The following is a 19,426-nucleotide window of genomic DNA, read 5'->3' on the forward strand; positions in this document are numbered from 1 at the left end:
GTTAGGTTCGGGACTATGACAGACATCAACAGCCCGGAGGAACAAGCCCGGTACGAACGCGGCCTCGCCGTACTGGCCGCCGTCGACGGCGGCTCGGCGCCGGCTGTGATGGAGAGCCTGGGCGATGTCGCGCCCGCGCTCGCCCATCACATCGTCGCCTTCGGCTTCGGCGACATCTATGCGCGACCGCAACTCGAACCGAAGCAGCGGCAGCTGATCACGCTCGGCATCCTGGCCGCACTCGGCGGATGCGAGCCCGAGCTCGAGGTTCACGTCCGAACCTCGCTGAACGTCGGGCTCACTCCCACCGAGATCGTCGAGACCTTCATCCACACCGCCGGGTACGCCGGTTTCCCGCGCGCGATCAACGCCGTCGGCGTTGCCAAGAAGGTCTTCGCCGAGCGCGGGCTGCTGCCAGTCGTCGATTAGCTCTTGCCGCTGAGGAAGTTCTCGAGATCGGTCAGCGTGGCCATGGCGCCGATCGGGCCGAGGCCGAGGAACCAGACCTCGTCGTCGACGCGTTTGGCGTGGCCGGCCTTGACCGCCGGCAACGCCTTCCACAGGTTGCCGTTGACAACCTGTGACTCCTTGGTGCCGGTGATCGGGCCGAAGCTGGAGTAGAAGATCCAGTCGCCGTCGGCCTGGCCGATGTTCTCCTCGGAGACCTCGACGGCCAGGTCCTCGACGTCCTGGACCTTCGGCCGCGGCAGCCCGACGTCCTTCAGGATCACGCCGATGAACGACAGGTTGCCGTACAGGCGGATCTCGGCCGGGCGGAACCGGACCAGCGAGATCGTCGGCGAACCCTGGACCTTGCCCTTCACCTCGTCCGCGCGCTTCTGGTAGTCGTTCAGGGCCTGGGTGGCCTTGTCCTCCTCGCCGACCGCGTCGGCGACCAGCAGGAAGTTCTCCTTCCACGGGAACCCGGGCCGGATGCTCATCACGGTCGGGGCGATCGCGTTCAGCTTGTCGTACAGGGTGGCGGCGCGCAGTTTGCTGCCCAGGATCAGGTCCGGCTTCAGTGCCGCGATCGCCTCGAGGTTCAGCTCGCTGACGCCGCCGACGGTCTTGATCCCTTGCGCCTTGTCCGCCAGGTACGACGGCACGCCGTTCTGACCGGTGTTCGTCGCCATCCCGACCGGGGTGATGCCGAGCGCGAGCACGTCGTCCAGCTCGCCGCTGTCCAGCACCACGACCCGGGCCGGCTTCTTGTCCAGCTTGGTCTCGCCGAGCGCGTGCTTGACGGTCCGCGGGAAGACCCCCGGCTGGGCGTCCGAACCGAGCTTCGCGGTCTCCGCGTCGGCGGTCTTGAAGAGCCGCCCACCGGTCGCCACGTCGGTGTCCCCGGCCCCGGTGTTCGCACTCTTCGTGTCACTACCACCACAGGCGGCCAGCGCCAGAACGGCGGCCGTGACGACGACTCCCATGAGTTTCTTCACGGAGGTTCACCTTACCTAAGCAGGTCCACCGTCTGACCGGCTGCGATGGTGACGACGGTCTCCTTGTCCGGCCAGGCGATCCGGTGCGTTCCGGTGCGGTCGGCAACGACTTTCGCTGTTGTCAGCCGCCCGTTGCGCCATGTGAGGTCGAACACGAGTCCCCCACGCGCGCGCAGTCCGCGGAACGACCCGTCCGGCCATGCCTTGGGCAACGCGGGCAGCAGTCGGATCACCTCGGTGTGGCTCTGGATCAGCAACTCCGGGATACAGCCGGTCATGCCGAAGTTCGCGTCGATCTGGAAGATGTCGCCGTCGCGGTGCAGCAGGTTCGCGGAGACCAGCCGGGCCAGGTAGTCCTGGATGACCTCGTACGCCTTGTCTCCCTCGAACAACCGCGCCCACAACGCCACCAGCCAGGCGGCCGTCCACCCGCCGTTCGTCGCTCCCTCGGTACGGACGGTCAGCGATCTCCGCGCCGCTTCTGCCCACTCCGGCGTACGGGTTGGGTCGATCTCGGCGCCTGGGTACAGACCGTAGAGGTGAGACTGGTGCCGGTGGTTGATCTCCGACGGCGTCCAATCGGTCGGCCATTCGTGCAATCGGCCGTCCGGCGTGATCGCGATCTGCGGCAGGCGTTCCCGGGCTTCCTGCGCCCGCTTCGCGAGCTCCGTGTCGAGTCCCAGCGCCGCTTCGGTTTCGGCGAGGTTGGCGAACAACTCGCGGATCACCCAGACGTCGTACGTCGAGGTCAGGTCGACCGAAGCTTTCTCGCCGGACGGCAGCACGAAGTGGTGTTCGGGAGCGGTGGACGGGACGAACTGCAACCGGCCGTCGCTGTCCTCCACCAGCATCGCGAGGACGAACTCCGCAGCGCCCGCGATCAGCGGATAGGACCGCTCCCGCAGTACGTCGAGATCCTGGCCGAACCGGTAGTGCTCCATCAGCTGCGCGGCCATCCACACTCCGCAGGTCGCGCACATCGACCAGACGGGATCGTCACCACCTTCGCCGACCGGCCAGGTCGCGCGCCAGATGTCGGAGTTGTGATGCGACACCCAGCCGGGAGCGTCGTACAGGATCCGCGCGGTGTTCGCGCCCGACTCGGCGAGCCCCTCGAGCAGATCGATGAACGGTTCGAAGCACTCCCCCAGCCCGGTCAGGTCGGCGGGCCAGTAGTTCATCTGGGTGTTGATGTTGTTGGTCCAGTCGCTGGCCCACATCGGCCGGCGGTCCTCGTTCCAGATGCCTTGCAGGTTGGCCGCCTGCGTCCCCGGCCGCGACGACGCGATCAGCAGATAGCGGCCGAGATTGAACGTGAGCGCGGTCCGCTCGTCGTTGTCCAGTCGCAGCTCGGCACGCCCGTACAACGCTTGATGGTCCTCAAGGTGCCGTTCACGCACCTTCTCAAGCTCCACAGCTTTCAGTACGTCGGTTGCCGCGCGCAACGCCGTGCGCGGGTCCCGGCCGGGCGGCACCGACCACCCGGCGAACGTGCTCGCCGCGGCGAGCAGCACCGTCACGCTGTCCGCACCACGGACGGTGACACCGTCCTCGGACAGCACCATCTCGCCGCCGCTGTGGTCCATGCGAAGAGCGATTCCGAACCCGATCCCGTGACCGTCGCGGTACTGGATCGGGTCCGGGCTCTCGCGATACTCGATCGTCAGCTCGGACGGCGCGTGCCCGACCGCGCCATAGATGCCGTCAGCAACTACTGCGCTGATCGGATGCTGACTCTCCAGGCCCAGATCCAGATCGATCATCCCGGCCTTGTCAGCCGTGATCGTCCAGACGAGCACCTGGTCCGGCGCGGACACATAGGTCTCGCGCCGGAACCGCGTCCCCGCCACTGTGTAGTCGACGCCGACCACACCGGTCCGCAGGTCGAGGCTCCGGCGATAGTCGGCCGGCTCCCCCGCCGTACGGATCAGGAGGTCTGCGAGCGGCTGGTACGACTCCACCAGCGGACCCTGTAACGCCCGGGTCCGCTCGGTCGCCGCCAGCTGATCACCCTCGGCCAGCAACAACCGCCGTACGTCGGCCAGCGTCTCCGGACCGTCCGTCACCATCAGCTCGCGCGGCCCGTCGCCGGACCACACGTCGTCGAGATTCAGGGCGATCCGTTCCGCACCGACCCGGCCGAACACCTTCGCTCCGAGGTGCCCGTTGCCCACCGGCAACGCCTCGAACCAGTCCGGCGCGGGGGTACGGAACCACAGTTCGTGGGACATGAGTTGTTACTTGCTCCCGGACTTGTACTTGTCGTAGGCCTGCTGGTTGATCTCCAGGAACCGCGGCATGCCGGTGTTGTCGAGACCCTTCACGAAGGCGTCCCAGTCGGTGTCGAGGTTCTTCGAGCCGGTGATGAACGCCAACTGGTTCTGATTGACGTAGTTCTGCAGGTTCGTCTGCAGCGTCGCGAGCTCACCGCTCAGGCTCGGGTCCGGCCAGACGACGGCCTGCGGGAAGACCTGCGCGCGGTCGCCGTGCGTGTCGTACAGCTTCGTTGCCTGGAACAACCGTCGCTCGTAGCCCGCGGAGCTGTAGCTGTCGGTCGGGGTGACCTGGGCGTTCCGGAAGGCGAGCACGTTGTGGTACTGGGCCAGCGCGCCCCAGCTGATGTTCTTCGGCGCGTTCTGGACCGGCTTCCACAGCGGCTTGGTGTCCTTGTCGAGCCCGACCTCACCAGCGGCGGGCTTGGTCCAGCCGACGCCCTCGGGACCGTTGTTCGCGATGATCTGGCCCTCGTCGGTGAAGATGTAGTCGAGCATCTTGATCGCCGCGACCTGGGCCTCCTTGCTGGCCTTGTTGGTCAGCATGAAGGTGTAGTTGAGCGTCGGCAGGTACTGCTCACCGGCGTAGCTCTTGCCTTCCGGACCGGTCAGCGGCGGGACGGCGTCGTACTGCTTGTCCCGGCCGTCCTTGGAGTCGGACTGGACGAAGATGTACGGGTGCAGCATCGGCGCGGAGCCGATCCGGACCGCCTTCGGGTCGTTGCCCAGGGCCTGCAACGCCTGCGCGTTCTGGGTGAACGCCGCCTGGTCGATCAGGCCGTCCTTGTAGAGCGAGGCGATGTACTTCAGTCCCTCACGCCACTGCGGCGTGGTCAGCGGGGTGGTCACCTTGTCGCCGTTGAGCGTGATCAGGCCCTGTACGCCGTTGTTCGCGCCGACCGGCGGGTACGCGTACGCGCCCATCAGGTAGGAGATCAGCGTGCCGTCCTGGGTGTCCGCGGTCATCGGAACCTCGTCGGCCTTGCCGTTGCCGTTCGGGTCCTGCGTCTTGAAGGCCTTGAGGACCGTGCGCAGTTCCTCCGGCGTCTTCGGCTGCTGCAGGTTGAGCTTCTTCAGCCAGGTCGAGTTCATCCACAGCTTGTTCGGGAAGCTGCAGTGGTAGCACTCGGCCCACTGCGGCAACGCGTAGATGTGCCCGTCCGGAGCGGTCGACTCCGCCTTGTAGTCCTTGTTCTCGTCCAGGAACTTCTGGATGTTCGGGGCGTTGTCCTTGATCAACTGCTCGATCGGGAGCGCCACGCCCTGCTGACCGAGCTTGAGCACCTCGGCCTTGCTGAAGCCGTCGACCCACGGAATCAGGAAGAACAGGTCCGGGTAGTCCGCACTGGCCAGCGAGATCTGCCGCTTCTCCTTGGCCGGTCCGGCGTCGAAGGTCGTGGTCTGCCAGCGGAACTGGAGCTTGAACTTGTCGCTCATGATCTTGGTCACCTGGTTGGTGTCCAGGTTCGTCGTCTGGTCGGCCGGCGTGAAGACGTCGATGATCGTCTTCCCGTCGGCCGTCGTCTCGTTCGCCGCCCCGTCGGACGAGTCCGAACTACAGGCCGCGACGCTCGCGAGCAGGCCGGCCGCGGCGAGCGCGGTGAGTTTGCGCACGGATACGCGCATTACGGTGTTCCTTTCTGAGAAGGGCTGACTTAGCCCTTGACCGCGCCGACCATCACGCCCTTGGTGAAGTGGCGGGCGACGAAGGGGTAGATGACCAGTACGGGCAGGCTCGAGATGACGATGAGCGCGTACTTGAGGACTTCGGCCAGCTGCTGCTGTTCGAGCTGCTGGGCCAGGTTGTTGGCCGTGGTGGATCCGGTGAGGGTGTTCAGGATCAGCACGTTCCGCAGCACGATCTGCAGCGGGTAGAGGCCGGGGTCCTTGAGATAGATGAGAGCGTCGAAGTAGCTGTTCCACTGGAAGATCGCGTACATCAGCGCGATCACCGCGATCACCGGCTTCGACAGCGGCAGCACGATCGACCAGAGGAACCGCAGGTCGCTGGCCCCGTCGATGGTGGCCGCCTCGTAGAGCTCGTCCGGGATGGTCGAGCGGAAGAACGTGCGCGCGATGATCACCTGCCAGACCCCGATCGCGCTCGGGATCACCATCGCCCACCGCGTGTTCAGCATGCCCAGGTCCTGCACCACCAGGTACGTCGGAATCAGGCCGCCGGAGAACAGCATGGTGAAGATCAGCAGACTCATGATCACGTTGCGCCCGTAGAACGTGCGTCGCGACAACGGGTACGCGATCGCGATCGTCAGCGTGACACTGATCAGCGTGCCGCCGATCGCGTAGATGAACGAGTTCAGGTAGCCCTTCATGATGAGGGGATCGCTGAAGGCCTGCTGGTAGGCCTTGATACTCGGCTCGACCGGCCACAGCAGGACCCGGCCGGCGCTGACCGCCGACGCGCTGCTGAACGAGTTCGCGACGATATAGATCAGCGGTACGGCGACCACGATCAGCGCCAGCCAGAGCATGATCCGGACTCCGGCCAGGAAGATCTTGTCGGTCCGGGTCTCCTCGATCGCGGTCCGCTTCGAGCTCTCCGGACGCGGCGTCGTACGGCGGAATCCTGGCAAGGTGAGACTCATGACCACAGTCCGTTCCCGGTGATCCGCTTGGCGACGAAGTTCACGACCACCAGCAGGGCGAGGTTGACGACGGAGTTGAACAGCCCGATCGCGGTCGCCATCGAGAAGTCCGCGTTCAGCAGACCGGTCTTGTAGACATAGGTCGCGATGATCTCGGACTGGGACTGGTTCAGCGGGTTCTGCAGCAGGAAGGCCTTCTCGAACCCGATCGACATGATGTTGCCGACGCCGAGGATCAGGATGATCACCGCGGTCGGCATGATGCCGGGCAGGTCGACGTTCCGGATCCGTTGCAGCCGGCTGGCGCCGTCGATCCGGGCCGACTCGTGCAACGCCGGATCGATCCCGGCCAGCGCGGCCAGGTAGATGACGGCCGAGTACCCGGTGGTCTGCCAGACGTCGGACCAGACGTAGATGTGCCGGAAGTAGTCCGGGTTCCCGAGGAAGTCGACCGCCGGTACGCCGAACAGCCCGATCGCGTCGTTGACGAAGCCGAGTCGCGGCGACAGCACCAGGATCGTCATCGAGACCACAACCACCGTGGAGATGAAGTACGGCGCGTACGTCACCAGCTGCACGAGCTTCTTGAACCGCCCGTTGCGGATCTCGTTCAGCGCGATCGCCAGGATGATCGGGATCGGGAAGCTGGCCAGGACCGTGTAGGCCGCGAGGACGAACGTGTTCTTCACCAGGGTCCAGAACACGGGGTTGGCGAAGAACAGCTCGAAGTTCTTGAAGCCGACCCACTCACTGCCCCACGGCCCCTTGACCGGGCTGTAGTTCTTGAAGGCGATCACCGCGTTGCTGATCGGGATGTACTTGAAGATCACGAAGTACGCGAGCGGCACGGCGACCAGCAGGTAGAGCTGCCAGTGCCGCCGCAGACTGCGTCGAGCCTGCGTCCGCCGGCTCGGCCGGGGCGGTGGCGAGGTCCGGGTCACCGCCTTCGCCGCGGCCGGCGTTGGCGGCGCCGGCTTCACCTCGTATGTTGCACTCACTCCGCATCCTTTCCGTCACCGAACGGAGTGAAACCGATATCCGATAGGATCTCGGAATCACTCACCGGGAGGATGACACAGAACCCCGGCGGGCGGAAGAGGCTTGTACACAAGAGAAATCTAGTGTTGCCCAAAGCAACTATCCGGGGAAACACCAGTAGGCTCGATGGCGGGAATCCCATCGAGCCGGGCACACTGCAGCCGCCGCCCGGAGTCGCTCTGAGCCACCGCCACCGGACCGCGTCGAATTTATTACCTCAGTGAACTATCTCGCAGTCAACCGTGCCGGGGGCACTTATGTCAAGACGTGAATTCGGCGAAAGCTCGCGGGCCGGCGGGCTTGCGCTGCGACGGTCGAGCCGTAGCACCGCGGCCAGGGGTACGTCGCTTTGCGGAATTCGAGAAAGAGACGCCGACGAATACCCGGATCACCGGTTATGGACCCACGCCTGGGTTGGCAACAAGCCCACCGGTTGGATGAGCAAAACCCCGCTGTCGAAAGTCTTTCGGAAACGAAAAGACCTGACCCGACCATCACGGGGGAACGGCCGGGCCAGGCACTTTCGATACTACTCCGGATCGGAGTTCACGTCCGCGCAAATCGGCGGCAGACGCGCCGGGAATCCGTCAGCGGCGGTGGTCCACCTGGTCCTGGATCTTCACCGGGACCCGGCGGGCGTCGTACGACGATTTGATCAGGCTGACCACCGTGGTGACGAACAAGGTCGCGGCGATGAAGCTGAGCGAGGTGATGATGCCGATGTGCGGGAGGTGGATCGCGCCGATGTCGTCGATGTGCGAACCGTGCAGCGCCTCGACGATCAGCTTCACGCCGATGAACGCGAGGATCACCGACAGGCCGACGTTCAGGTAGACGATCCGCTCGAGCAGGCCGCCGATCAGGAAGTACAGCTGGCGCAGTCCCATCAGCGCGAACGCGTTCGCGGTCAGCACGATGTAGGCGTCCTGGGTGAGCCCGAAGATCGCCGGGATCGAGTCGAGGGCGAAGATCACGTTCGCCATGCCGATCGCGGAGATCACGATCACCAGCGGGGTCAGCAGGCGCTTGCCGGTCTTCTCGTCGCGGGTCGCCAGCTTGGCGCCGTCGTAGTCGTGCCCGAGCGGGAGGATCCGGCGCATGCCACGGAGGACAGCGTTCTCCTGGAAGTCGGTCTCGTCGTTCTCGCCCTCGATGGCGAGCTTCACCGCGGTGTAGACCAGGAAGGCGCCGAAGATGTAGAACACCCAACTGGCCGCCGAGATCGCGGCCGCACCGGCCAGGATGAAGACGGCCCGGAGCAGCATCGACACCACGATGCCGATATAGAGCACCTTGTCCTGGGCCAGCGTCGGCACCGCGAACCGGGCCATGATGATGACGAAGACGAACAGGTTGTCGACACTCAGGCTGTACTCGGTGATGTAGCCCGCGACGAACTCACCGCCGGACTTCCCGCCGCTGAACACGAACAGCCCGACCGCGAACAACGCCGCCAGCCCGACGTAGAACAGCACCCACCGGGTCGCGTCCTTGATCGTCACCGTGTGATTGCGCCGCGCGATCACGATCAGGTCGAACGCCACGATCGCGAGCAGCCCCGCGATCGTGAGCACCCACACCAACGGGGGCATAACAGAAACCATGAGTGATCCTCCGGACGCGTGAGACTACGTTGGTCCGGAGGTCTCTTCCGCCTGGATCGCTCCAGGCCGGCAGTACCGGTTCGGCCGCCCAGGCCTCCCGTGATGACGACACTGCCGTTGCGGAATACTCCCCTCCACAAACACACCAACACTATCCGGTACCGATGGATTCCACCGTGCACCAGGTCACAATCGGCGCGCTCGGCCTAATCGTATACCGCATACAGTCTCCTGTGCTAGATCTTCTGCCTAGCCCACAGTCAGGCCCCACATCCGCACCTTCACCCGAGGGAACCGTTTCCCAGCTACCACGGGGAGCTTGATCTGGTCCGTGTTGTGCACGGTCAAGGTCGGCAGCTTCTCGCCGTTCAGCTGCGCCTCACCGGTCGCCTCCGGGCACACGACGTCGGCTGCCTCGACTGGCCACCGAGCACTCCTTTGCGGACCGCCAGGCCATCACAAGTGGTGGGCTGGCGGGATGGCTGGGCGTGGGGTCGTGGCGGCGGGCGCAGTTGTGATGGCGTGCAGGTCCGCAATCAGCCCAGCCCAGCCCAAACGGCTCCGGGAAGTCTCGTTAGGCAAAAAGTTTCCGTTTCTGTCGAGGTCTGGGAGATTTCTGATCTGAGGAGTACAAAGAAGCTCTGAGGTCTTACCGCCCCTAGACCTGGAGGAACGTCATGGACGTGTTGTTCGGACTTGTTGGTGAAGCTTCGTGGTTCTGTTGCGGGAACGCATGGGGACCTTGTGCGAGCACCGGGACCGGTGCTTGCGGGACGTGTCATTCGGGGAACTTGCAGCATGCGTGGACGAACACGTCGGACGCTTGCTACTCGATCACCAGGCCGGATCAGTGCGGGGTGACCGGGGTTGCCCGGCGGACCTGCGGGTTCCGGCATGCGACGACCAATCGGTGCAACGGATCGCGGGTGGTCACGTCGATCGCGGACTGTGGACCGCGGACTCGGTCGTTCTGTGGTGAGCGGGCTTGCTGCGGAGGGACTTGTGCGTCGAACCGGGTGGTCGATCTGACCCCGGCGGCGTTCTCGCGGATCGCCAGTCTCAATGCCGGGCTGATTCCGGCCGGCATCGACGTGGGATGAGGTGAGCTGAGATGACTTCGACGATGGATCGCCGTGCTCTGCTCACTCGCGCCGCGCTCGGTGCGACCGGACTGGTCGCGGCCAGTGCAATGGGTTCACTGGCGCCGGAGGCTGCTTTCGCGGCGTCGGCACAGGCGCCTGACCCGGGCGCTCCCGACCCCAACTTCGCGGAAGGTCTGATCACCGGACGCAATCAGGATCTCCTGCAGGTGCAGGGATCCGACGGCCGGCTGCACAAGATCCAGCTGACCGGCGTGACAAGCGTCTGGAAGCTGCAGCCGACCACGATCGACCAGGCCAGGATCGGCGACGGCCTGTACGCGCGTGGCGTGAAACTGCCGAACGGCGTCCTCGCGGCCGAGTCGGTCTGGCTCAATATCGTCAACCTGGACGTGATGATCAACTCGATCGGCCGGACCGGTCTGAACCTGGACCACCACGGCCAGAAGGTCGTCGGCCATGTGCGGGAAGGCGTTACCGCGGCCGTCTACAACGGCACCCCGGCGATCTCCGACCTGTCGATGCTGCGGGTCGGCCGGCACGTCCAGGTGATCGGCGCCTGGCGGCCGGGCACGAACGAGATCGATATCGCGACGATCTACGCGGCGAACTGAGATGTCCGGGCAACAGTTCGCGGCGGCCCAGCCGCTGTTGATCGGGCTACTCCTCCTCTGGACGTCGTACGGGAAACTGACGCGACCTGAGGAAGCCAAGAAGACCGCCCTGCCGAAGCTCGTCGGCGAGAAGCAGGCCATGCCCGCCTATCGCACGGTCGGCGCGATCGAGGCGGTCCTTGCCCTGGCACTACTCAGTCCACCGGTCTGGACTGCCGAAGTGCTCGCGGCAACCATCCTCGGTATCGGCTTCACCGCCTACCTGATCTACGCCAAGCTCGTCGTCCCCGAAGCATCCTGCGGCTGCGCCGGTACGGCGGCCAAACCGGTCGGCGCACGATCGATCGCCCGCGCATTGTTGCTGACGGCAACGTCAGCGAGTGCGCTGACCGCAACCCAAGGATGGTGGTCGGCCGGACCGGCGGCCCTCGTCCTGATCGCCGAAGCGGCGGCGTTCGTCGTACTGTCGCCCGAGCTCGACCGCTACTGGCTGCTGCCGCTCCGCCGGCTGCGGATCCGGCTCAGCCATCCACTCGCCGGTACCGCGAGCAACGCCGTACCGCTCGCGGCAACTCATCGCCGACTGCTGCTCAGCCCCGCCTATCGCGCGGTGACCGGACTCCTGCGGTCCGACATCCGCGACTATTGGGACGAGGCGGGTTGGCGGTTCGTCAGCTACACCGCCCGGTACGACGGCCGCTCGGCCACCGCCGTCTTCGCCGTACCGCATGACGACTCCGCGCCGGAGTCCGTCCGAGTCGCCGTTGTCGACGACACCTCTGGTCAAACCCTCTATCGACCGGCGCCGCTCAGCCTGGCCGGCTGACCGGTTGACACTGCTTGCTCACCGGTGGTCTCCTGCTCCATATCGATAGGAAACCTTCCTATCGATATGTGGTTCCTGCTCCTCCGCCCCGGAACACCAGGAGACCCCCCGATGACGTCACTGACACCTCGCACGCTCCGGCGCAGGCTCGTCTCGGGCGCGGCGGCACTAGCCGCCGCGCTCGCTCTGACCTCCGCTCCCCCGACCGCCACCGCTGCGCCGACCGACTATCAGGCCGAGGACGCGACTGTCTCCCAAGGAGCGGTCGAGTCCAATCACACGGGCTACACCGGCACGGGTTTCGTCAACTACGACAACCTCGTCGGCAGCTACGTCGAGTGGACCGTCACCGCGCCGGCCGGGCCGGCCGACGTGACGCTCCGCTTCGCCAACGGTACGGCGGCCACCCGCCCACTGGACTGGACCGTCAACGGCGTCTCCGGCGCCGTCGGGATCACCTACCCCGGCACCGGCGCTTGGACGACCTGGCAGACCAAGACCGTCCGCCTCCAACTGACCGCCGGCACGAACAAGATCCGGGCCCGCGCGACCACCGCCGACGGCGGCCCGAACGCGGACAAGCTGACCGTGAACCCGGTCAGCGACGACGTCACGCCGCCGTCCGCGCCGAGCAACCTGGTGGTCAGCAACATCAAGTCGAACGCGGCCACTTTCACCTGGGCCGCGGCCAGCGACAACGTCGCGGTCACGCGGTACGAGATCAACCGCGGCGGCAACGTCCTCAAGGTCGTCGACGCGAACACCCTGAGCGCGACCGTGGACACGTTGACGGCCAACACGGCGTACGACATCTCGGTCGGCGCATTCGATGCCGCAGGCAACGCTTCGCAGCAGAGCAACGTGGTCACCTTCACCACACCGCCGAGCAACGACACCCAGCCGCCGACCGCGCCGGGCAACCTGCGCTCCACCGCCGTGACCTCGAACAGCGTCTCGCTCGCGTGGAACGCCGCCACCGACGACAGCGGCAGCATCGCCGGGTACGACGTCTACCAGGGCACGACGAAGGTCGCGTCGACCGGCTCGCTGACCACGACCGTGACCGGGCTTACTCCCAACACCAGCTACACGTTCACCGTGAAGGCCCGTGATCCCAACAACAACGAGTCGCCGGCGAGCAACGCGTTGACGGTCCGTACGTCGAGCACCGGCACCGGCGGGATCCCGGCGTACGACCGGGACATCGCGAAGGTCGACCTCGGCTGGAGTGTCGCGTTCCTGCCGGACGGGTCAGCGCTGGTGACCGAGCGGGACCGGTTCGAGGTGCTGCGGGTGACGTCGACCGGGGCGAAGACCACGCTGGGCAAGGTGCCCGGTGTGGTGACGACCACCGGCGAAGGCGGTCTGCTGGGGCTCGCGATCTCGCCGAACTTCGCGACCGACCACTGGGTGTACTTCTACCACACGGCCGCGAACGACAACCGGATCGTGCGGATGAAGTACGAGAACGGCGTACTGGACACGACATCGTCGCCGGTGCTGACCGGGCTGGCCAAGAACCGGTACCACAACGGCGGGCGGATCGCGTTCGGTCCGGACGGCAAGCTGTACGCGACGGTCGGCGATGCGAAGAACTCCGGCAACTCGCAGAACAACGGTTCGCTGAACGGCAAGATCCTGCGGATGAACGCCGACGGTTCGGCGCCCAGCGACAATCCGTTCTTCAGCACCGGCGGCAACGCCTGGTACGTCTGGAGCCGCGGGCACCGCAACCCGCAGGGTCTCGCGTGGGACTCCCGTGGTCAGCTGTGGGCCGCCGAGTTCGGTGAGAACAGCCAGGACGAGCTCAACCTGATCCAGAAGGGCGGCAACTACGGCTGGCCCGCCTGCGAGGGAACCATCGGCGACTGCGCCGGCTACATCGCACCGAAGCGCACCTGGTCCACCTCCCAGGCCGGACCGAGCGGCATCGAGATCGTCAACGACTGGATCTACATCGCCGGCGTGACCGGTGAGCAATTGTGGGTCACGCAGATCAACTCCGCCGGCACCGGCGTCGGCACCCCGCAAGCCGTCTTCTCCGGCCGCTGGGGCCGCCTGCGCAGCGTCACCAAGACCCCCGACGGCGGCCTCTGGCTGACCTCCACCAACAACGACAAGAACGGCGGCACCCCGACCGTCCTCGACAACGTCATCGTCCGCCTCAAGTTCGGCTGACCTTTGTAGCCACGGACACGTACTGGTCCCGTCATGCCGTCCGGCCGCTCGATCTCTGAGCGTGCCGGGCGGTCTACGTGACCACTAGTGCGTGTCGTTAGCGCAGCCGACCGAAATCCGAGTACTGCGGGATGCCGGTCGTCAGGGCGTGGACGGCGAGGGTGAGGCGGCGGTGCATCGACGGGCGCATCCGCGGCGCGGCCTCCTCGAGCGTGAGGAACGCGGCGCTGCGCACCTCCTCCGGCTGCAGGACGAGCTGCTCGTCCCCGGTCAGCACACCGCCGTCGAAGACGAACGCCAGGGCGTCGTGCCAGACACCTCGCGCTGGATCCCAGTCGACGACCAGCATCGGGCCGATGTTCAGCTCGAGGCCGACTTCCTCCAGCACCTCGCGGCGGCAGGCGTCGTACGGCGACTCGTCGGGCTCGGCGATGCCGCCGGGGATGTCCAGCAACGGCTTGTACGTCGGCTCGATGAACAGGATCCGGCCGCCCCGATCACGAATCAGCGCCCCACCCGACACCCGCTTGCGCGGCAAGATCTCCGCGATCCCCGGATGAAACTCCGCCTCGGGCTCCCCGTCAGCGATCAGATCCTCTTCACGGCTCATGGGGAACACCCTAGGAGTCGCGGCGCTGAAAGCTCACAGTGGCGACGGCACCTAGGACTGCGATCCAGGCGAGGGCGACGAGCGTGCCGGTAGTGGCGGTGAGGACCGAGTCGGTCGGGTGATAGAGCTCGGTGGCGGCGCGGTCGGGCAGCCAGCGGGCGTGCCTGGTGACCGCGGCCAGGAGCGGCGAGAGGATCAGAACCAGACAGAGTGTGCCGACCAGAGCCGGGACCAGATGCCGGACAAGCAGTGCGACGGTGAAGGCAAGGAGGCCGATCAGTGTCAGGTACGCCGCCGCGCCGACTGAGCCCTCTTCGGCAAGCGCGTATTGCACCGCGACGACGGTGATCGCGGTGCAGGCGATCGTGACGAGGGCGGCCGCGGTTTTGGCACCGACCAGGCGACCGCGAGCTGGTACGGCGAGGAGCGACGTACGGGACTGGCGGCCGGCGTACTCGTGGCCGACCGGCAGAATGCCGAGGAGGACGAAGCCTGCTTGGACGTAGGGCACGACGTCAACCGGTACGTCGGCTCGGCGTTGCGCACCGGCGATGGCGGCGGCGACCGCGACCGTCCCGGCGACCGTGAGGATGGTGATCGGCAGGGTGCGTAGCTTGTCGAGCTCGGCGAGTACGACGTTGGTGAATCGCATGCTCAGGCGTCCCGGCGGGTGAAGACGACGCCGGCGGCGGCGCAGAACAGCAATGCCCAGCCTGCCATCACCAGACCGCCCGGTACGGCGTCGAGGCCGCCCTCGACGCGCGCGACGCCCGGGAAGAGGCCGAGGCCGGCGATGTCCGGAAGGTAGAACGCCAGCGAGGTGAGCTTCGTCAGCAGGAAGGAGACCGAGACCAGCGAGCTGTTGACGATCATCGCGATCAACGGGATCACTCCGTTGCGTAGGACAACGGTGGCCGCGAAGGCGAGGAGCGCCATCAGTGTCCAGTAGAGCGTGCCGCTGAGGCAGCGGGTTATCGCGTCGCCGAAACCGACCTCGGGCGCGTTGCTGTCGACGACGAGGTTTGCGATGCCGATGGTCGTCGGCAGGGTGATCGCGGCGGAGCCGACGGCGAGGAGCGCGATGGTGAGCACCTTCGCGAGCAGGATCCGGATCCGTTGCGGCGTCATCGTGAGGGTGGTGGTGATCTGACGCCCACCACCGGCATCGGCGTTGTTGGCGGTGTATTCGCTGCTGAAGGCAACGACTCCGATGACGACCGAGCCGACCGTTCCGACCGGCATGCTGCCGAAGGCGGTCTCGAACGGCGTACTGCCGCCGTGTCTCGCGTTGAGGACGGTGACCGCGATCGAGCCCAGGAAGGTCACGGCCAGTCCGGCCCAGACCGCCGGTAGCGTCGATGCCTTGCGGAGTTCGGCTCTGAGCGTGTTCATCGGGTTCCTCCGGTGAGGGCGAAGAACGCTTCCTCGAGGTCGCCGTACCCGGCTGTCACTTCGGCGACTGTTCCGGTGCTGACGACCTTGCCTTCGGTGATGACGACCAGGTCGTCGGCGACGTCGGCGACCTCGGTCATCAGGTGGCTGGACAGGAGGACAGTGCCGCCGCTGTCCGCGTGCCGGCGGAGCAGACCGCGGATCCAGCGGATGCCTTCCGGGTCGAGACCGTTGACCGGTTCGTCGAGGATGAGCACCTCGGGGTCACCGAGGAGTGCGGCGGCGACGCCGAGTCGTTGGCCCATGCCGAGGGAGTACTTGCCGACACGCAGCTTCGCGTCATGGGTCAGGCCGACCTCGTCGAGCACCTCGCTGATCCGCTGCTTGGCGATACCGTTGCTGCGGGCAACCCAAGCGAGGTGGTTGCGGGCGGTGCGGGAGCGGTGTGCGCCGGATCCCTCCAGCATGGATCCGACTGTGCGTAAGGGATCGGGAAGCGCTCGGTACGGGCGGCCGTCGATCAGGGCCTGCCCCTCGTCGGGGTGGTCGAGGCCGAGCAGGATCCGGAGCGTGGACGACTTGCCGGCGCCGTTCGGGCCGAGGAACGCGGTCACCCGGCCGGGTCGGGCGGCGAAGCCGACATGATCGAGAACTGTCCGGGAGCCACGGCGTTTGACCACTTGGTCGATCGAAATCATGCCGACCATCCCAGCCGCCGTACGGCGATCGCACATCGGCCCGTGGTCGGGAGCTAGTCGGCCTCTGGTCGGTCAGACCGTGGTCCGATGTGCGGCGTACGCCGGAAACCTAGACTGGCCAGGTGGAACCAACCGATCGCCCCGTGCTGCGGTCACGCGCGTGGCCGATCGCCTCCGGCCTGCTGTTCGTACTGCTGCTCGTGCTCGCGACCGTCGGCACGAGTCCACCGCTGGCCGCCATCGTCGTCACTGTTGTCATCGCGCTCTGCGCGGCGGGAATCGTCGTCTGGGCACTGCTCAGGACTCGACGCCAGCGCCGCCGGTTCGAGGACGAACTGACCGCCTGGGCCGCCGAACGCGCCACCCACGCCGAGCGCCTCCGCATCGCCCGCGACCTCCACGACCTCGCCTCCCACGGCCTGGGCCTGGTCACCGTCCGCGCGGCCTCCGCCCGCACCCTCACCGGGCCGGCGGGCGACGCCGAGCGCATCGCGGCGCTAGCCGACATCGAACACGCCGGCCGCCAGGCGACCACCGAACTCCGCCGAATGCTCGCCGTACTGCGTCGGCCGGGTGACGACACGTCGTTACGCCCAGCCGAATCGCTCGCCGACCTGCCGCGGATCGTCGAGCTCGCCCGCACCAGCGGCGTACGCGCCGAGTTGATTGTGGGTGAGGTTGATGAGGTTTCGGGTGGGGTGCAGTTGACGGTTTGTGCGGTGGTGCGCGAGGCGTTGGCGAACACTGCGCGGCATGCGGGGCCTACGCGGGCTGCGGTTGTGGTGCGGCGGGAGGCGGAGGCGATTGTGGTGAGCGTTGCGGATGAAGGGGCCGGAGCTGGGTGGGTGCCGCATCCGGGCGGGGGTGCGGGGCTGGCGGGGTTGCGGGAGCGGGTGGGTGCTTTGGGTGGGACGTTGCGAGCGGGGACTCGGGGTGGCAGGCCGGGCTATGAGGTGGTGGCGTGGCTGCCGGACAGGCGATGAGCGTTCGGGTGCTGGTCGTCGACGATCAGCCGCTGATTCGGCACAGTTTGCGACTCATCGTGGACAGCGCCGCTGACCTCGAGGTGGTTGGCGAGGCGGGGACTGGGGCGGACGCGGTGGCGCGGGCCGTCGAGCTCCGGCCAGACGTTGTGCTGATGGACATTCGGATGCCCGGCGGCGACGGGATCGAGGCGACTCGGCGGATTGCCGGCGAGCTGCCTGCTACTCGGGTCGTCGTACTCAGCATGTTCGAGCTGGACGAGTATGTGCATGCTGCGTTGCGCGCGGGTGCCAGCGGATTCCTGCTCAAGGACGCCGAACCTGATCGACTCGTCGAGGCAGTACGGCGGACGCACGCCGGCGAGTCGCTGTTCGCACCGAGCATCCTGACCCGCCTGGTCGAGCACTACGTCGGGCGATCGATGCCCAAGGCAACCTCCGAGCTGCTCACGGAGCGGGAGTCGGAGGTGCTCACCCTGATCGGCCGCGGGCTGTCGAACCAGGAGATCACCCAGACGCTGACGATCTCGATGGGCACGGTCAAGACCCACATCGGCAACCTGCTCGCCAAGCTGCAGGCACGCGACCGCGCTCAGCTGGTGATCGCCGCCTACGAGCAGGGGCTGGTGACCGCGCCTCGCCAGAGGTGACACCCGTCACGCCATGTCACACGGCGGTCGGTCCCGCGTGTCCTCAGTTCGTCGAAAGGAGACGCTGATGACACCGCACATCGTCGTACTGGGAGCCGGATACTCCGGACTGATCGCGGCCAAGCTGGCTGCTCGCCGTACTGAGGGCCGCGTGACGCTGGTCAACGCACGGGACGCGTTCGTCGAGCGGGTCCGGATGCACGAGCTCGCGTCGGGCAAGACGCTGCCGCCGCGGCCGATCGCCGAGCTGCTCAAGGGGACTGGGGTCGAGTTCGTCGTCGACCGGGTTGAGCACATCGACGCCGAGCGCCGGGTGGTCGCGCTAACGGGTCAGGAGATCGCGTACGACGTACTGGTCTATGCGCTCGGGAGTCGGGCGGACCTGGATTCTGTGCCGGGTGTCGGCGAGTTCGCCTACACGGTCGCGGACGTCGCGAGCGCTCAGCGGCTGCACGAACGGCTGCAGAGCGAGGGATCGATCGCGGTCGTGGGCGGTGGGTTGACCGGCCTCGAGGCCGTGACCGAGTTGGCCGAGTCGTATCCCGGGCGGAAGGTTCAACTCGTCACCGCGGGCACGCTCGGAGCAGCGCTGTCGCAGCGCGGCCAACGGCACCTGGCCAAGGCCTTCAACCGGCTGGGGATCACCCGGATCGAGAACACGCGAGTGGTCGCCGTCGACGAGGCCGGGCTGCAGCTCGCCGACGGCGGCCGAGTCAACGCGGATATCGTCGCGTGGACGACCGGCTTCGAGGTACCGGACATCGCCCGCAAGGCCGGCTTCGCGGTCGACGACAACGGACGCATGCTGGTCGATCCGACACTCCGCTCGGTCTCCCACCCAGAGGTCTCCGCGATCGGCGACTCCGCAGTCGTCCACCCAGACGGCCAACACGAACTACGCATGGCCTGCGCGACCGGCATCCCCATGGCCGGCCACGCCATCCGCGCCATCACCGACCGTCTGAACGGCCGCGAACCCCGCGGCCTCAAGTTCCGCTACGTCAATCAATGCATCAGCCTCGGCCGCCACGACGGCCTCATCCAGTTCGTCCGCCCCGACGACTCCCCCGTCGAAGCCGTCCTCACCGGCCGCCTCGCCGCGAAGTACAAGACCGCCATCGTCTCCGGCGCCTTCTACAGCCAACGCCACCCCAGCATCGCCAACCTCAGCTGACTGGTACGCCGGGCGTACGGAAGGACTGTTAGTGGGTGGGGTTTGGGGGATGTTCGCGGTGGGGGCTGGGCGGCTTGGGTGCGATCGAGATGACGTATTAACAGTCCTTCGGTACGGCGAGGAAGTTGTGAGCTAGGTCACAGGAGTCGTGCGGTCGGTGCGGCCGGCGTGCTGGGGTGGGCGGATGGATGCGGGTGAGGCGGCGGAGCGGCTGGGGTTTTCGGCGGAGGCTTGTGCGCGG

Annotated in this window: 17 protein-coding genes; 7 read left to right on the plus strand and 10 right to left on the minus strand. The window is 66.7% G+C overall.

Annotation, left to right across the window (positions count from 1 at the left end; translation table 11 throughout):
• Window positions 1-15 precede the first annotated feature (15 nt).
• A complete protein-coding gene (locus ABZS29_RS25605; RefSeq protein WP_355465272.1) occupies window positions 16-429 on the plus strand; it encodes a carboxymuconolactone decarboxylase family protein in 414 nt (137 codons plus the stop codon).
• Here ABZS29_RS25605 and ABZS29_RS25610 read toward each other — a convergent pair.
• From ABZS29_RS25610 to ABZS29_RS25635, 6 genes are all read right to left on the minus strand, one after another.
• The gene (locus ABZS29_RS25610) at window positions 426-1,439 is read right to left on the minus strand and encodes an iron-siderophore ABC transporter substrate-binding protein (protein WP_355465274.1); all 1,014 of its coding nucleotides are present in this window, start codon (window positions 1,437-1,439) and stop codon (window positions 426-428) included. The two genes, ABZS29_RS25605 and ABZS29_RS25610, sit on opposite strands and share 4 nt — an antisense overlap.
• 11 nt (window positions 1,440-1,450) lie before the next feature.
• Complete coding sequence (locus tag ABZS29_RS25615) at window positions 1,451-3,670, minus strand: glycoside hydrolase family 95 protein (protein ID WP_355465276.1); 2,220 nt, start codon at window positions 3,668-3,670, stop codon at window positions 1,451-1,453.
• A 6-nt stretch (window positions 3,671-3,676) separates the two neighbouring features.
• Window positions 3,677-5,338, minus strand: coding sequence for an ABC transporter substrate-binding protein (locus ABZS29_RS25620; RefSeq protein WP_355465278.1), 1,662 nt, complete (start codon window positions 5,336-5,338; stop codon window positions 3,677-3,679).
• Between the two features lie 29 nt (window positions 5,339-5,367).
• The gene (locus tag ABZS29_RS25625; protein ID WP_355465280.1) at window positions 5,368-6,318 is read right to left on the minus strand and encodes a carbohydrate ABC transporter permease; all 951 of its coding nucleotides are present in this window, start codon (window positions 6,316-6,318) and stop codon (window positions 5,368-5,370) included.
• The gene (locus tag ABZS29_RS25630) at window positions 6,315-7,316 is read right to left on the minus strand and encodes an ABC transporter permease subunit (protein ID WP_355465282.1); all 1,002 of its coding nucleotides are present in this window, start codon (window positions 7,314-7,316) and stop codon (window positions 6,315-6,317) included. Before ABZS29_RS25630 ends, ABZS29_RS25625 begins: the two co-directional genes overlap by 4 nt.
• 627 nt (window positions 7,317-7,943) lie before the next feature.
• Complete coding sequence (locus ABZS29_RS25635; RefSeq protein WP_355465284.1) at window positions 7,944-8,948, minus strand: TerC/Alx family metal homeostasis membrane protein; 1,005 nt, start codon at window positions 8,946-8,948, stop codon at window positions 7,944-7,946.
• Window positions 8,949-10,071: 1,123 nt separating this feature from the next.
• On the opposite strand from ABZS29_RS25635, the gene ABZS29_RS25640 reads away from it, so the two are divergent.
• The 3 genes from ABZS29_RS25640 to ABZS29_RS25650 all read left to right on the plus strand — a co-directional run bounded on the left by ABZS29_RS25640 (window position 10,072) and on the right by ABZS29_RS25650 (window position 13,678).
• Window positions 10,072-10,674 carry a cell wall protein gene (locus ABZS29_RS25640; RefSeq protein ID WP_355465286.1) on the plus strand — a complete coding sequence of 201 codons (603 nt, stop codon included), beginning with the start codon at window positions 10,072-10,074 and terminating at the stop codon, window positions 10,672-10,674.
• A gap of 1 nt (window position 10,675) precedes the next feature.
• Window positions 10,676-11,500, plus strand: a complete 825-nt coding sequence (locus ABZS29_RS25645; RefSeq protein WP_355465288.1) for a MauE/DoxX family redox-associated membrane protein — start codon at window positions 10,676-10,678, stop codon at window positions 11,498-11,500.
• Window positions 11,501-11,611: 111 nt separating this feature from the next.
• Window positions 11,612-13,678: a PQQ-dependent sugar dehydrogenase gene (locus tag ABZS29_RS25650; protein ID WP_355465290.1), complete on the plus strand. Its 2,067-nt coding sequence runs from the start codon at window positions 11,612-11,614 to the stop codon at window positions 13,676-13,678.
• 97 nt (window positions 13,679-13,775) lie between these two features.
• Here the strand turns inward: ABZS29_RS25650 and ABZS29_RS25655 are convergent, their stop codons facing one another.
• From ABZS29_RS25655 to ABZS29_RS25670, 4 genes are read right to left on the minus strand one after another with little or no spacing between them, the layout of a single operon-like run.
• A complete protein-coding gene (locus ABZS29_RS25655; protein WP_355465291.1) occupies window positions 13,776-14,288 on the minus strand; it encodes an NUDIX hydrolase in 513 nt (170 codons plus the stop codon).
• 10 nt (window positions 14,289-14,298) lie between these two features.
• Window positions 14,299-14,940: a hypothetical protein gene (locus ABZS29_RS25660; protein WP_355465293.1), complete on the minus strand. Its 642-nt coding sequence runs from the start codon at window positions 14,938-14,940 to the stop codon at window positions 14,299-14,301.
• A gap of 2 nt (window positions 14,941-14,942) precedes the next feature.
• Complete coding sequence (locus tag ABZS29_RS25665; protein WP_355465295.1) at window positions 14,943-15,680, minus strand: hypothetical protein; 738 nt, start codon at window positions 15,678-15,680, stop codon at window positions 14,943-14,945.
• Window positions 15,677-16,378 (minus strand): ATP-binding cassette domain-containing protein, encoded by a 702-nt coding sequence (locus ABZS29_RS25670; RefSeq protein ID WP_355465297.1) that lies wholly within the window; start codon window positions 16,376-16,378, stop codon window positions 15,677-15,679. Before ABZS29_RS25670 ends, ABZS29_RS25665 begins: the two co-directional genes overlap by 4 nt.
• Before the next feature lie 122 nt (window positions 16,379-16,500).
• Here ABZS29_RS25670 and ABZS29_RS25675 point away from each other — a divergent pair, with 122 nt between their 5' ends.
• From ABZS29_RS25675 to ABZS29_RS25685, 3 genes are all read left to right on the plus strand, one after another.
• On the plus strand, window positions 16,501-17,361 hold the full coding sequence (locus ABZS29_RS25675) for a histidine kinase (RefSeq protein ID WP_355465299.1): 861 nt from the start codon (window positions 16,501-16,503) through the stop codon (window positions 17,359-17,361).
• Window positions 17,340-18,011 carry a response regulator transcription factor gene (locus ABZS29_RS25680; protein ID WP_355465301.1) on the plus strand — a complete coding sequence of 224 codons (672 nt, stop codon included), beginning with the start codon at window positions 17,340-17,342 and terminating at the stop codon, window positions 18,009-18,011. Before ABZS29_RS25675 ends, ABZS29_RS25680 begins: the two co-directional genes overlap by 22 nt.
• A 67-nt stretch (window positions 18,012-18,078) precedes the next feature.
• A complete protein-coding gene (locus ABZS29_RS25685; protein WP_355465303.1) occupies window positions 18,079-19,185 on the plus strand; it encodes an FAD-dependent oxidoreductase in 1,107 nt (368 codons plus the stop codon).
• Window positions 19,186-19,426: the final 241 nt, after the last annotated feature.

It is taken from the genome of Kribbella sp. NPDC005582, assembly GCF_040605415.1.
Classification (GTDB): domain Bacteria; phylum Actinomycetota; class Actinomycetes; order Propionibacteriales; family Kribbellaceae; genus Kribbella.

What these genes read in the sequence shown, in the direction of transcription:
- ABZS29_RS25640 (WP_355465286.1), top strand. Translation starts at nt 10,072, where the DNA reads ATGACTTCGACGATGGATCGCCGTGCTCTGCTCACTCGCGCCGCGCTC.
- ABZS29_RS25655 (WP_355465291.1), bottom strand. Translation starts at nt 14,288, where the DNA reads ATGAGCCGTGAAGAGGATCTGATCGCTGACGGGGAGCCCGAGGCGGAG.
- ABZS29_RS25625 (WP_355465280.1), bottom strand. Translation starts at nt 6,318, where the DNA reads ATGAGTCTCACCTTGCCAGGATTCCGCCGTACGACGCCGCGTCCGGAG.
- ABZS29_RS25645 (WP_355465288.1), top strand. Translation starts at nt 10,676, where the DNA reads ATGTCCGGGCAACAGTTCGCGGCGGCCCAGCCGCTGTTGATCGGGCTA.
- ABZS29_RS25605 (WP_355465272.1), top strand. Translation starts at nt 16, where the DNA reads ATGACAGACATCAACAGCCCGGAGGAACAAGCCCGGTACGAACGCGGC.
- ABZS29_RS25665 (WP_355465295.1), bottom strand. Translation starts at nt 15,680, where the DNA reads ATGAACACGCTCAGAGCCGAACTCCGCAAGGCATCGACGCTACCGGCG.
- ABZS29_RS25635 (WP_355465284.1), bottom strand. Translation starts at nt 8,948, where the DNA reads ATGCCCCCGTTGGTGTGGGTGCTCACGATCGCGGGGCTGCTCGCGATC.
- ABZS29_RS25620 (WP_355465278.1), bottom strand. Translation starts at nt 5,338, where the DNA reads ATGCGCGTATCCGTGCGCAAACTCACCGCGCTCGCCGCGGCCGGCCTG.
- ABZS29_RS25650 (WP_355465290.1), top strand. Translation starts at nt 11,612, where the DNA reads ATGACGTCACTGACACCTCGCACGCTCCGGCGCAGGCTCGTCTCGGGC.
- ABZS29_RS25615 (WP_355465276.1), bottom strand. Translation starts at nt 3,670, where the DNA reads ATGTCCCACGAACTGTGGTTCCGTACCCCCGCGCCGGACTGGTTCGAG.
- ABZS29_RS25685 (WP_355465303.1), top strand. Translation starts at nt 18,079, where the DNA reads ATGACACCGCACATCGTCGTACTGGGAGCCGGATACTCCGGACTGATC.
- ABZS29_RS25670 (WP_355465297.1), bottom strand. Translation starts at nt 16,378, where the DNA reads ATGATTTCGATCGACCAAGTGGTCAAACGCCGTGGCTCCCGGACAGTT.
- ABZS29_RS25660 (WP_355465293.1), bottom strand. Translation starts at nt 14,940, where the DNA reads ATGCGATTCACCAACGTCGTACTCGCCGAGCTCGACAAGCTACGCACC.